Below are 13,056 nucleotides of genomic sequence, written 5' to 3'. Positions count from 1 at the left end.
CGCCTGTGAAAAGTAAGATCACGATTAAGGAAATTGCCCAGAAGAGCGGTGTCTCCGTCTCAACCGTGTCACGTGTACTTAATGACAGCCCCTCTGTCTCCCCGAAGAAGAGAGCAGTCATTGAGAAAATCATAGAGGAATACAACTATACCCCGAGCGTGTTTGCGAGAGGGATGGTTCATCAGCATAAACCCGGTAATATCGGCGTTATTCTACCTGACATTACAAATCCTTATTTCGCTTCCTTGTTTCAGCAAGTGGAGCGTTTTGCGATGCAGCATCAGTACGCTACGCTGCTGTTCAATACGATGTTTGTCCGTCAGCATCAGAAGCAGGGGACACCCAATCTGCGCTTCTCGGAAGAGGATTATTTTCGCATGCTGCTGGAGAAGCAGGTTGACGGCGTCCTTATTCTTGGCGGCATGATCGATAAAGAAGAGATTCCGGACTCGTTTATCCAAGCGCTCAATCAGCTCCACCGTCGATTGCCAGTTGTCATTGTCGGGAGCCGAATTGAAGGCTGCGAGTGTCTCTTCGTCGAGCGCGGCTTGAAGCAGGGAGTAACGGCGATCGTTCATCACTTCATTGCGCTGGGCCATGAACGCATTGGATTCATCGGAGGAGAGCCGGGCATCCGCATCACCACAGCGCGTATGGATGCATTCAAGCAGGCCATGCACGCGCTCGGCAAGACTGTAGAGGAACAGATGATCGTTCCATCGGATTATTACGCGCCGGATGGTTATGCAGCGATGAATCAGCTATTGGATGCGAGTGAGGCGGGTGGAATCTCCATGCCGACTGCGGTTATTGCCATGAATGATAGGGTTGCGCTCGGCGGCATTCGCGCGATGAAAGACCGAGGCTTGCATTGTCCCGAGCATATTGCGATCGCTAGCTGTGATCAGTTTCTGCAGAGCGAGTTCAGCATCCCGAGGCTCACCGCTATGGATCAACACAATGAATACTTAGGCAAAATGGCGGTGCTTCAATTGATTAGCGCCATGAACGGTTCGCCTGAGGCCATTGCCATCCAACATACGCCGGAGCTTATGATCCGCGAGTCGTGCGGAGCGATGCTTTCTCAGCGTTAGTTATGTTTTCTTTTCTAGTGAATTTTTCCATGCGCCATGCTATCATTGGTTCATAAGAACTATTAATAGCGAGGTTACAGTATGGCTATAGAACTAAACGTGGCGCACTGCCCCAACTGTGGAAAGGTTTTTCAGAAGAATCTGCGTAATTTATGCGCGGCATGCACGGCCGAGGAAGATGGACAAATTACATCGATTGAGCAGGTTCTAAGGCGCAACCGCCAGCTCACCAATGAGCAAGTGGCTGAACAAACTGCAGTTCCCGTGCAACAGATTCGCTCGTATATCCGCAAGGGCAAGCTTAAATTATTCGATTACCCGAACTTATCCGATGCCTGTGATCTTTGTTCAGAGCCAACCCGCCAGGGCAAGCTTTGTGTGAAATGCGTCTCGAAACTGAAAGATGACATTCAGCAGGATCGGGAGAAAGCCGTTCAGAAGAAAGAGCATGTTTTCTTAACGAAACATAGACGCTAGCAGATGATTGGTTTGGGGCGACCGCTGGTTGCCACAGCATTCATCCCAGCAACTAAACAGCCCGCCCCAATCACAATTGGGACGGGCTGTTCTATCTCAATAAATCCAGATAATTAGGCGGAAAATCATTCCGATCTGGTCCCTTCAAGTGCTCAAGCTTGATGAGCGTCACCTTGGGGCCAGAGGAAATTTCATATATTATCCGATCCTCGCCGACTGGGATGTGCGGACCTACAGTCGGGTAGGCATGGAGGGTGATACGAAAGATGAACCCGCGAAATCCGTTTACACGCTCGACATGCGTGACGTCAACGAAATAGGGATACAGATCAGGCCCTGCGGCCAGATCCTTGGCATACACCTCGGCAAGCTTCGCTGTCATATCAGGCAGCAGAAGCAATACCAGCATGTCCTGCAATTGCAGCTCTCTGGAATCTTGTTTGGGTTTACTCGGAACGGCAGCCTGAGAGTGGGGTGTCTGTCCCAGCAGCAACCCTGCAATTAACAGCCCGCTTAGCATGAACTTTTTTCTCATATCCGCTATTATTCCCAGCTGATCGCACAACACTCGCATTTCGCACAATAAAACCGACCTAGCGTCAGGTCGGTTCCACAATTATTGCGATATTTTCCGTCTCAAGAGAAATTGCTTCCAGTGAAAGTACATGAAGCAGCCAACGCAGAATCCGCTAAGCGCAAGCACAACGGCTACGGTAAGCATGCCAAGCGCTACATAGGCTACAGTTAGGAATCCGAGAGCATAGGCAACGAGCGTGACAACGAGGAAGAGAATCGCCAGCAAATTGTTGAACCGGAGCAGCTCGCGGCTCTCCGTCCGAGCGCTCACAGGGAACAATGGCGCAAACAGACGAACAAACAGATTATAGTTGACGCCATAGGTGCGGCTGATCAATTGAACGACTAGAGGAAGTGCGAGTATCCATAATTGTCCTGTACTTACACTAATAATAACGCTAAGCAAAATGCCGAGCTGGTTACCGCGAACACGGTGCAAAGGAACATCGTCTACGCACGCATACGTAGGGAGAATCGGTTGTTTGCTCATCTCAAGGCCCTCCTTGTAGTTCGAATCGGTACATTCATTATACACCAATTCCTAGTTAGCGGGTAGGTTTAAAAGGCTATTTTCCGAGTGATTTTTCTAAGACAGACCGTTATAATAAAAACTATGTCAATTCAATTAGGAGGCAGTAACGACCTAATGAATGTGAAATCATTAGCTATTTGCTTATATGTCATGGTGCTCTACTGGCTTTCGCTGCATGTTTCGTTCCTGGATACGTTGTTTTTTCCGACGATCGGCTCATTTAGCTTCCTGTTTCTCACACGCACGTATTCGATGTCGGAGCTCGGCAAGATTACCTTCGGGTCCGTAGTGTCGGCAATTATAGGTACGATTCTGTTCTATCTCTATCCAAGCTCGCTCACCCTGTTTGTGAACGCCGTTATCATCATTTGGCTGATTCGCAAGTTCAATTGGAACGCACCGCCGATTGCTGCCATAGCGTTGATCCCCTTCTTCTCGCATACTTCGCATCTATGGGCGATTCCGATATCGGTATGCGCAGCGCTGGTTGGATTAATGGCTGCTCTTGTCTTGGCGGAGGTCATGGAGCGCAAGTTCGGTCATCAATTATCATCGATGTTTAGAAACAAACCTGCAGCAGTCGAATCCAGAGACATCGCAAGCTGACAGGAATAGAAACGAGTAAAGAAAGTCGGCCGCATCAGGTCGGCTCTTGTTTGTCGTAAAATTGACTCTCCCGTTAAGCGATAGGTACAATGAATGTAGCGAAGACGGAAGCACAGGCAAAGGGGTTTGGTCATGGATTCATCCATCGGTTTAGTACTCGAAGGCGGAGGCATGCGGGGCATCTATACGGCCGGCGTGCTGGACTATTTTACAGAGCAGAACATGTACTTTCCCTATACAATCGGCGTATCGGCCGGAGCTTGTATGGCAGCAAGTTACTTATCGAGACAGCTTGGCCGAAATCGAGAGGTCAATGTCAACTACGTCACGGATCCGCGCTATATTTCGTGGAAAAATTATTTCAGCAAGGGCGAGCTGTTCGGCATGGATTTTATTTTCGACGAGCTCCCGAACGTGATTGTTCCTTTCGATTATCAAGCTTTCGAGGCGAGCAAAGAGCAGTTTGTCATCGGCACGACCGATTGCGATACAGGGGAGACGATCTTCTATAACCGGGATGAACCCGGCTTTGATCTGCTGAAGATCATTCGCGCGTCGAGCTCGCTTCCTTTTATCGCGCCGATTATCGAATATAAGGGCCGCAACCTGCTGGATGGCGGGATCTCGGACCCGATTCCGCTTCGTAAAGCAGAGACGGACGGCTTCAAGCGCAATGTAATCGTACTGACCCGAGATTCGGATTATCGCAAATCGCGCAACCGTTTCGGCTGGCTCGTGCGACGTGCATATAGGAAATTTCCCGAGTTTGTCAAAGTCATGCTTCGTCGCCATGAAATCTACAACGATACGTTAGCTTATATTGAAGAGCAGGAGCGTAAAGGGAATCTCTTCGTTATTCGGCCGCAGCAGAAGCTGACAGTCGGGCGGATGGAGCGCGACCCGGCTAAGCTGGATGCGCTATACCAGGAAGGCTATGAGGATGCCAAACGGTTAATGCCTGTTATGAAAGCATGGATGCAGGCATAAGACGGGGGTAAGCTGGAATATAGATGAAAGGACCTCCATCTCTATACGGGATTGGAGGTCTTTTGTCATAGACAGGGTCAATTTGAGGTGGGATAATAACGATTGGTAAGTGGAAGCGATAAGCGTTATATAGAGAGATGAAATGTAATAAGTGATAGGAGATAGACCCCTTTGATTAAAAATGATGCTGTACCTTCTTGGAAGAAGCTGAGTCTCTTTGCTCTGTCATGGCCAATTCTGGTCGACTCGGTTCTACGCATGATGCTCGGAACGGCCGATGTCTTCATGCTCAGCCGGATTTCGGATAAAGTGGCGGGAGCCGTCGGGTTTGCCAATGAAATTATTATGTTCTGTATTATGATGTTCGGATTCGTCGCGATTGGAACGAGCGTTGCGGTTACGCAGTACTTGGGGGCGGGGCAGAAAGCAACGGCCAGCCGTATCTCCGCGCTTGCCATCATGATGAATTTGATGTTCGGCGTCGTCGTTAGCATCGTGGTTGTTTGTTTTAGTGAACCGGGCATGCGGCTGCTCCATCTCGACCCTTCGCAAATTGCAATCGCGAGCACCTATTTGAAGCTGATTGGCGGATTTATTTGGATCGAGGCGATTTCGTACGCGGTTTCGTCGATTATTCGTTCGAACGGCAATACCCGGGACGTTATGTATGTGACGCTCGGCGTGAATTTGATCCATGTCGCGGGCAACTACCTGCTGATCTTCGGTAACTTTGGCTTCCCGGAATGGGGCGTAACCGGAGCGGCTGTGTCTACGATCGGCAGTCGAATTCTCGGCCTTATCGTACTGTTTATCCTCTTGTATCGCAAAACGCCGAGTCCTATAAGGCTTCGAGATTATATTTCCTTCGATAAGCAGTACATGAAGAAAATACTCGGCATCGGCTTGCCGTCCGCCGGCGAGCATCTGGCATGGCAGTCGCAGATGATGATGATTATGGCCTTTATCAATTTAATCGGCCAACAGGCGCTCAGCGCCCATGTGTATGTCTACAATATCAGCGCTTATTTCATGGCGTTGTCCATGGCGATTGGGATGGGGACGGAAATTATAGTCGGGCACATGGTGGGTGCCGGCGAGAAGAAGGCTGCGTACTTCCGGCTGCTGCGAAGCTTGCGGATCAGCATTCTGCTGACAGCCGTATTGGTCGGCATTGCGGCATTGTTCCGCTATCAGCTGGTCGGGTTGTTCACGGATGATCCGAAGGTCATCGCGATCGGGGCGAGCATCCTCCTCATATCGATTATTTTGGAACCGGGGCGGGTATTCAACATTGTCGTGATCAACTCGCTGCGCGCAGCGGGGGATGCGAAGTTCCCTGTCTTGATGGGCGTCTGCTCGATGTGGGGCATTTGCGTTCCGTTGTCCTACTATCTCGGCATTCATTTGGAAATGGGCTTAATCGGCGTATGGATTTCGTTCGCAGTGGATGAATGGGTGCGCGGGCTGTTGATGCTGGCCAGATGGAAGAGCGGCATTTGGACGAAGAAGGCGATTGTGAGCCGGGAGCATGCAAAGCCGCTTGAAGCTTAATATTGAATGAGATCCACGACCGATTGAGGTTGTGGATCTTTTTTTTGTAAATCGGTGCTGACAAACGGACATGCGCTGTCCTATGATGGGGAAAGAATGAGTCGGATGTAGAGGAGAGATGCAGGATGACGGAAACCATTTCGAGCGGTGTCACATTAAATAATGGCGTTGTTATGCCTTGGCTTGGACTTGGCGTATGGCAGGGCAGACCGGAAGACGGCGCGCATGTGGAGCATGCGGTACGTACGGCGATTGAAGCGGGCTATCGCAGCATCGATACGGCGGCGGCTTACCGTAATGAGCAAGGAGTCGGGAGAGCGGTCCGTGCGAGCGGCGTGCCAAGAGAAGAGATCTTTGTCACGACCAAAGTAGATAACGCCAACCAAGGCTATGAGGCTACGCTGAAGGCATTCGATAAGTCGCTGGGCGAGCTTGGGATGGAATACATTGATCTCTACCTCATCCACTGGCCGGTGAGTGCGCATTATAAGGATACATGGCGTGCGATGGAGAAGCTTTATGCAGAAGGCAAAGTAAGAGCGATTGGCGTCAGTAATTTTCAAGTGCGGCATTTGGATACGCTGCTTGCAGAATGCAGTGTCGTGCCAGCGGTCAATCAAGTGGAATATCACCCGCGGCTGACGCAGAAGGAACTGCAGGGATACTGCAATAACAAGGGCATTCAGCTGGTTGCCTGGAGCCCGTTGATGCTGGGCCGAGTGTTGGAGGAGCCGCTTGTTCAAGAGCTGGCCGTGAAGTACGGGCGTACCGGGGCGCAGATCGTATTACGCTGGGATTTGCAGAACGGCGTGGTGACGATTCCGAAATCCGCGAATGCGGAGAGGATCCGCGAGAACGCCGGTATCTTCGGCTTCGAATTGTCGGCAGCCGACATGGAACGTCTCGATGCGCTGAACCGCAATGAACGCTCCGGCATGGATCCGGATAAGTTTGAAGAGCTGTGGGGGCTGCGCTAACGAAAGGGCATGCAAGTCATACAGCAGAAGTATATGTAATAAAAAGAAGGAGCCGGGAAGTCCGCATGAACGGACATCTCAGCTCCTTTGTTATGTCTTATGGCAAAATATTGCCTGCCGCGCGGTAGATGGCGTACCATTCTTCGCGTGTCAGGTAGATTTCGCTTGCTTTGATGCAATCGAGAATACGCTGAACGCTTGTAGTGCCCGTTACCGGCTGCATTTGTGCAGGATGGCGAAGCAGCCATGCGATCGCGATTGTCGTGTTGCTCACTTCGTATTTAGCGGCGACTTCATCGATCACTTTATTCAGCTCTGGGAACTTCTCGCTGCCCAGGAATACGCCTTCGAAGAAGCCGTATTGGAATGGCGACCATGGCTGAATCGTAATGTCGTTCAGGCGGCAGTAATCCAGAATGCTGCCGTCGCGGCTGATGGATGAATCAACCGTCATATTGACGTTAATGCCGTTGGAGATCATATTGGCATTTGTGATGCTCAGCTGCAGTTGGTTAGCAACAAGCGGCTGCTTCACGACTTTCTTGAGCAGCTGGATTTGCATCGGGTTCTGGTTGGATACGCCGAAGTGGCGAACCTTGCCGGAGCTCTCCAGTTTATCGAATGCTTCCGCTACTTCATGCGGCTCAACCAGTGCATCCGGACGGTGCAGCAGCAGAATATCGAGGTAGTCTGTTCTGAGACGTTTCAAGATGGCATCGACAGAGTTAAGAATATGTTCTTTAGAGAAGTCGAACATGCCGCTGCGAATGCCGCATTTGGATTGCAGGATGATTTTCTCCCGCACATCGTCATTCATATGTATAGCGTCCGCGAAGATTTCCTCGCACTTGCCGCCACCGTAAATATCGGCATGGTCAAAGAAGTTCGCTCCTGCTTCCAGTGAAGTTTGGACGAATCGTTCTGCCTCAGCTTTCTCCAGCCCATTAATACGCATACACCCTACAGCAAGAACCGGCACCTCAAGGGAGCTGCTTCCGAGCTTCATCGTTCTCATTCGTTTCATCCTCCTAATTGCGAATAGGTATAGTCCTACAGAAGATTGTGACATACAAGCAGGGCGGATTCAAGGGCACTGCCTATTCCATGCGCGCTTTATACTCGGCCGGCGTGTAATCCGTATGCTTCTTGAAGGCTTTGCAGAAATGCGCCGCATCGAAAAATCCGGTATCCATCGCGATATCGGTAATTTGCAGATGGGTGGTGCGTAACAGTCGTTTGGCTTGCTCGATGCGGATTTTCATCAAATACCGTCCAAGCGGAATGCCCGTTGCACCTTTGAAGACATGATTCAAGTACCGTTCGTTTAGCGAATAGGTTGCAGCAATGTCCGAGAGCGAAATGTCGGAGCCGTAATTCTCATTGAGATCTTTTATAATTTCGGCGATCATCTGGTCATGTTTATTATGCTTCGGTCTGCTGCCATGATAAATATGAACCGCTCGGTAAATTTTCACAAGAATATGGATGAACAGATGCTTCAGCAGATGCGGCGAACGCAGGCCGGAGCGCAGTTCGGTAATGAGCGCGACAAAATCATCCTCAAGGCCGGGCACCGCAAGCGGTTGGGAATCGCGGGCGATTGTCTTATAAATCTGGCGCAGCCTTGCGTTTAACGCATCGTCCTTAAACCAGAACGATAAGAAAATCACCTTGAAGCTGCCGTCGTCGCAGCTGCTCTTACGAATCGTATCCGGCAGAAAAAGCAGATCGCCCTGCTTCACTTCTACCCTGGCTTGATCCTGGCGAATCAGATTACTGCCCTGTATATAGTAGTTCAGCTCGAAGCTGTGGCCTACGCCATCCCAGCCGTGATTGCGCCACAAGCCGTAGGAATGCAGGTCGAGGGAGGGCCACTCCGAGTCGATAAGGGCAATGAGTTCTTCGAGTCCGGATAGGAGGTTATCGTTCGCTGCCAAAATTATCACTCACTTTTTTCTGACTTTTTTACAATTTAGATTCCATTATACAATACGTCCTGCAATCTGCAACGTATAATCAGGACATAAATCGAAAACAAGGAGTGATTAAATATGTTGTTGAAATTGACTGAGCAAGAAAGATTGACTGGTGTACCGGAGCAAGAAACGATCGAGGTAGCGATTGAACAAATTCGCAAAAACGGCTATATCGGATTTGAAAGCGTTTTGTCCAAAGAGCAAGTGCAAGAGATTAAGGATGCATTCCTTCCGATCTTCAACGAATACATCGACAGATTCGGTTACAACACAGGTACGAACCGTGCACAGATGCATCTTCCTTTTTTACAACCATTTGTTAATGATTACATGGTAGCAAACGCATTTGCGATGCCTGTTATCAACGCCGTGCTTGGCGAAGGCGTTCGTTGTACGTATCTGGCTTCGGATACAGCTTGCCCAGGTTCCGATTATCAAAACGTACACTCCGACGTGCCGCCGCTGTTCCCAACTTTGGGCGTAGCGCTGCCGGCATACAGCCTGGTTATGAATATCCCGCTCGTAGACGTTCATGAAGAGAACGGTCCGCTTGAAGTATGGCCTGGCGGTACGCATCTGGACCCTGAGAGCACCAAACATACATCCATCGACGGTGAAATGCTGCGTGCAGCAAAATCGATGTACTCGGAGAAAGTTTACATGCCTGCAGGCTCGGTTGTTATCCGTGACATTCGCATGTGGCACCGCGGTACGCCGAACCGTACGCAAGAGAACCGCACAAACATCGCATTGATCTACAACAACGACTGGTACGGTGCGGGCGGATCGATTCACGTTCCGCAAGAAGCGTACGACCAAGCATCACCAGCTGTGAAAAGCCTGTTCAGACACGAAAGAGTCGGCGCTTCTGTCAAAATGCCTTGGCAGTGGTAATCACGCTACACGCTACTCAACCTTAAAAATAACGAAAGAGACACCGAGAAATTCGGTGTCTCTTGTTGTTTAAGCGTGCAACTTACCTGCTGTCATCCCAGAAGTACTCGAAATATTATGAGGTTCGTTGGAAGGGTAGTCAGGATAGTTCATATGCTGACCGATTGTCATCCCAGAAGCTCGATACACTGCGGTGCCGTGTTGTGGGAGGCACTATCGGCTAATGGATTTCCATGGGTTGGAGCGGCGAATGATCGTCAGCGTGCCCCAGAGCATCAGCAGTGCCGTAACCGGATGGATGGCCGCAATCACGCGTGTATCTAGGTTGACGGAGATGTATTGAAAGATGATGCATACATACAATAAGGCCGATAAGGTAGCGGTTCTCCAGCCCATGCGGCCAATGAGGGCGAATACGATCATGACAATCGGAACAAACTCGAAGTAGTGGATGAAAGACTTGTGCATCGACCAGTCGCCATTGTCGAAGATCGCAAGGCCCGCCAGAAACACTTGCGTAAATAATGAAATACCAAACAGCCAGGCTAGTACATAGAAAATGATTTTGGATATACGGATCATGATTGCTTTGCCCCCTTTAATGGTTTGCGATACGACCGCCGCTCGCCGCCCGGTTTCCATATCGATAATATATACATGACGACGAGTGACACCGTTTGAAGCACGATTCCGATCCAGAGCAGCGTATGATTGACGGTGAAACCGGATGTTTGCCATGCGCCAAGCCCAGCCTGAGCTGTCGGCTCGATCCCCTTCAACGTCCACTCATATAAACCGAATATTCCGATGCCGATGCAGACCAGTGTAAGTGCCTCTTTGGCGATGATCCAGTTGTAGCGAAACAGCTTCCATGAAGTCAGCACGGACAGCATAATGCCGGTAATGGTCACCCCAATGGTCGAGGCCCGAACGCTGCTCGAAGCGAGCAAATTCATGATGGAGTAGCAGGCGTGAAGCACCGTACTATCGGTTGTCACAGAAGCGGTTAGCCCCAGAATGATAAACACCGCCTGCACACCCAGCATGATCGCGGCAAAAATAATATGCAGCAGCAGAAGTATTCTGCGTCCCTGCAAGGATAGTTTCTTCAACGTAACGCAGCTCCTCTAAAGGTTATAGGTTGAATCTGTAGCCGACACCCCAAACGGTCTCGACATAGCGCGGCTTGGACGGATCGCGTTCGAGCTTCTCCCGCAGCTTGCTGATATGGACGGTCACCGTTGCGTGATCGCCAAGCGCGTCGAGACCCCATATTCGCTCGAACAGCTCCTCTTTACGGAAGACCCGATTCGGATTCATGACGAGGAAGAGCAGCAGATCGTACTCTTTGGCTGTGAAAAGCACTTCTTCATCGTTGACATACACGCGGCGGGATTGGCGGTCAATGCGGATGTTATGCAGCTGCAGCTCATCCCTTCGCCATTCGCCGCTGCCGACAAGCCGGTCATACCGTGCCAAATGCGCTTTGACCCGTGCAACAAGTTCACCTAGCCCGAATGGCTTGAGAATGTAATCGTCGGCCCCGAGCCCGAATCCGCGGATCTTGTCCACTTCCTCTTTCTTCGCGGAGACGATAAGGATCGGGATGTTGCTCGCTTCCCGGACGCGCCGGCACACGTCATAGCCATCCATGCGCGGCAGCATCAAGTCGAGCAGGATGAGGTCATAGCCATCTCCTTTGAGCGCCATTTCAAGACCAAGGTCGCCGCGATCCGCGATGTCTGCGGAGAAGCCGCTTGCTTCCAAATAATCCTTCTGCACCTCGGCAATGACAGGGTCATCCTCGATAATCAAGATTCGTTTCCGAGTTCGATTCATAGCGGCTCCTCGCTTTCTTCAGATGACAATTTTACTCGCTGCACGGTGGGGATGTGTAATGCGATCGCCGTACCTTCCCCCTCACGGCTTCGGGCTTCCACCGAGCCGCCATGCTCCTCCATAATCTGCTTCACAATTGCGAGCCCGAGGCCACTGCTGCCCGCATCCGGACGACGCGACGACTCTGCCCGGTAGAACTGGTCGAACACATGGGGCAGTGCTTCGGGCGGAATGCCTGTTCCATTGTCCGAGATGGTGATAGCCGCGGTAGCGGAATGGCTAGCTTCGCTAGTGAGCGCAATCGTGAGGATTCGCGGCGTTTTGTCCATATGTTTAATGCTGTTATTGACGACGTTAAACATGGCCCGATGCAGCTTCTCGCGGTCTGCTCGAACGAGCAGCGGTTGGCCTGCATCTGTTGCTGCGGTGTTGATGAACTGGATCTCGGCTCCGCTGAGTCGGGGATCAAGCTTCAGCTCATCGACGGTAAGGCTCAAATATTCCGCGATGTTCAGCGTCTCAAATTGGAACGGCAGCTTCCCGATATCCAGCGTGGAGTACAGCAGCAGCTCTTCGATCATCCGGTTCATGTCGGCCGTTTTGCCGCCGATCATGTCCACGTATTTGCTCCGTTTCTCCTCCGTATCGGCAACTCCACCGCGCAGGCAGTCGACGCAGCCTTGAATGGCGGTGATTGGCGTCTTCAGATCGTGGGAGATATTCGCGAGCAGCTCCTTGCGGCTCTGTTCCAGCTGCAGCTGGGCATCGATCGATCCTTTCAGCCGAATGCGCATTTCCTCAAAGGCGGATCCAAGCTGCCCGATCTCATCTTGGCGCTGCAGATGAATGGCATGGTCCAGCTGGCCTTCGCGGATTTGCCCCGCGGCATCTCGCAGCGCATGGAGCGGCTTAATAATGCTGCGGGAGACGAAGAACGTGAGAACGCCGTTCGTCAGCACGAGTGCGAGAAGCAGGGCCAGCAGCACGGTTGGGATGAACCTCTTAAAGAAGTTCGCGACCGGTTCCATATCGGACACGATGATGACCGAGCCGGGCTTGCCGCCAGGATTGGTATAGGCAATTTGGTCAAGGCTGTTTCCGTTTGGCGGTCCGGGGTGAGCGAAGCGGCGATGGCTATCATCGTTGCTTCCGTGCGACTCGGATATAATTTCATCGGCTGAGAGTCCCGGAGAGCTATAGACGGCAGTCTCGTCTGCAAGGATGATCATACCTGCGTCTACCTTGGCCAGCTCCGCCTCCGTTGACGCCAGGAAAGCAGGGTCGCTGAGCAGCTTCGGATCATGCTGGGCAACGAACCGAAGGCCGGAAGCGATCTCGCTGCGCCCGCTGAACAAGTCGCGGATTTCGGCAAACGGCACGTGACTTTGCCTGTTTTCTTGTCCGGTCTGGGAAGTCATATCTTGTTTGAAGACACTTGCCGCCAAGGTGACGGTAATGCCAAGCAGCAGAACCGGAATGACAATCATCGCAATATAGGAGAAAAGCAGTTTCGTTCGGATGGACATGGCATGGCAGCCTCCTTCCAT

The 13,056-nt window shown here is 51.2% G+C and carries 15 protein-coding genes; 7 read left to right on the top strand and 8 right to left on the bottom strand.

Translation table 11 applies throughout. The features are described from left to right. Positions 1-5: 5 nt before the first annotated feature. Positions 6-1,094 (top strand): LacI family DNA-binding transcriptional regulator, encoded by a 1,089-nt coding sequence (locus AC50Y3_RS25035; protein ID WP_494821449.1) that lies wholly within the window; start codon positions 6-8, stop codon positions 1,092-1,094. 81 nt (positions 1,095-1,175) lie between these two features. Then, the gene (locus AC50Y3_RS25030; RefSeq protein ID WP_494821448.1) at positions 1,176-1,571 is read left to right on the top strand and encodes a hypothetical protein; all 396 of its coding nucleotides are present in this window, start codon (positions 1,176-1,178) and stop codon (positions 1,569-1,571) included. Positions 1,572-1,662: 91 nt separating this feature from the next. Here the strand turns inward: AC50Y3_RS25030 and AC50Y3_RS25025 are convergent, their stop codons facing one another. Both AC50Y3_RS25025 and AC50Y3_RS25020 read right to left on the bottom strand, forming a co-directional pair. Next, positions 1,663-2,106, bottom strand: a complete 444-nt coding sequence (locus AC50Y3_RS25025; RefSeq protein ID WP_494821447.1) for a DUF3888 domain-containing protein — start codon at positions 2,104-2,106, stop codon at positions 1,663-1,665. Between the two features lie 81 nt (positions 2,107-2,187). Beyond that, a complete protein-coding gene (locus AC50Y3_RS25020) occupies positions 2,188-2,637 on the bottom strand; it encodes a DUF4395 domain-containing protein (RefSeq protein ID WP_494821446.1) in 450 nt (149 codons plus the stop codon). A 156-nt stretch (positions 2,638-2,793) separates the two neighbouring features. Between AC50Y3_RS25020 and AC50Y3_RS25015 the strand changes: the two genes are divergently transcribed. The 4 genes from AC50Y3_RS25015 to AC50Y3_RS25000 all read left to right on the top strand — a co-directional run bounded on the left by AC50Y3_RS25015 (position 2,794) and on the right by AC50Y3_RS25000 (position 6,800). Further along, positions 2,794-3,285, top strand: a complete 492-nt coding sequence (locus AC50Y3_RS25015; RefSeq protein WP_494821445.1) for an HPP family protein — start codon at positions 2,794-2,796, stop codon at positions 3,283-3,285. Positions 3,286-3,417: 132 nt separating this feature from the next. Next, positions 3,418-4,272 carry a patatin-like phospholipase family protein gene (locus AC50Y3_RS25010; RefSeq protein ID WP_494821444.1) on the top strand — a complete coding sequence of 285 codons (855 nt, stop codon included), beginning with the start codon at positions 3,418-3,420 and terminating at the stop codon, positions 4,270-4,272. A 171-nt stretch (positions 4,273-4,443) separates the two neighbouring features. Next, positions 4,444-5,823 (top strand): MATE family efflux transporter, encoded by a 1,380-nt coding sequence (locus tag AC50Y3_RS25005; protein WP_494821443.1) that lies wholly within the window; start codon positions 4,444-4,446, stop codon positions 5,821-5,823. Between the two features lie 125 nt (positions 5,824-5,948). After that, complete coding sequence (locus AC50Y3_RS25000) at positions 5,949-6,800, top strand: aldo/keto reductase (protein ID WP_494821442.1); 852 nt, start codon at positions 5,949-5,951, stop codon at positions 6,798-6,800. Between the two features lie 97 nt (positions 6,801-6,897). On the opposite strand, the gene AC50Y3_RS24995 is transcribed toward AC50Y3_RS25000, so the two are convergent. Further along, positions 6,898-7,815, bottom strand: coding sequence for an aldo/keto reductase (locus AC50Y3_RS24995; RefSeq protein ID WP_494821441.1), 918 nt, complete (start codon positions 7,813-7,815; stop codon positions 6,898-6,900). Positions 7,816-7,897: 82 nt separating this feature from the next. Next, entirely contained in the window at positions 7,898-8,737 is an 840-nt protein-coding gene (locus tag AC50Y3_RS24990; RefSeq protein ID WP_494821440.1) for an AraC family transcriptional regulator, read from the bottom strand. Positions 8,738-8,851: 114 nt separating this feature from the next. Between AC50Y3_RS24990 and AC50Y3_RS24985 the strand changes: the two genes are divergently transcribed. Next, positions 8,852-9,670, top strand: a complete 819-nt coding sequence (locus tag AC50Y3_RS24985) for a phytanoyl-CoA dioxygenase family protein (RefSeq protein WP_494821439.1) — start codon at positions 8,852-8,854, stop codon at positions 9,668-9,670. Positions 9,671-9,883: 213 nt separating this feature from the next. On the opposite strand, the gene AC50Y3_RS24980 is transcribed toward AC50Y3_RS24985, so the two are convergent. From AC50Y3_RS24980 to AC50Y3_RS24965, 4 genes are read right to left on the bottom strand one after another with little or no spacing between them, the layout of a single operon-like run. Next, positions 9,884-10,252, bottom strand: a complete 369-nt coding sequence (locus AC50Y3_RS24980; protein WP_494821438.1) for a DUF6220 domain-containing protein — start codon at positions 10,250-10,252, stop codon at positions 9,884-9,886. Next, entirely contained in the window at positions 10,249-10,782 is a 534-nt protein-coding gene (locus AC50Y3_RS24975) for a hypothetical protein (protein WP_494821437.1), read from the bottom strand. Before AC50Y3_RS24975 ends, AC50Y3_RS24980 begins: the two co-directional genes overlap by 4 nt. A 22-nt stretch (positions 10,783-10,804) precedes the next feature. After that, positions 10,805-11,509 (bottom strand): response regulator transcription factor, encoded by a 705-nt coding sequence (locus AC50Y3_RS24970; protein ID WP_494821436.1) that lies wholly within the window; start codon positions 11,507-11,509, stop codon positions 10,805-10,807. Next, positions 11,506-13,035 carry a sensor histidine kinase gene (locus tag AC50Y3_RS24965; RefSeq protein WP_494821435.1) on the bottom strand — a complete coding sequence of 510 codons (1,530 nt, stop codon included), beginning with the start codon at positions 13,033-13,035 and terminating at the stop codon, positions 11,506-11,508. The genes AC50Y3_RS24970 and AC50Y3_RS24965 overlap by 4 nt, the downstream gene beginning before the upstream one ends. Positions 13,036-13,056: the final 21 nt, after the last annotated feature.

Source organism: Paenibacillus sp. J22R98, from assembly GCF_059383835.1.
Note: the sequence above shows the minus strand (reverse complement) of the source record. Positions and strands in the feature narration are given on the sequence as shown.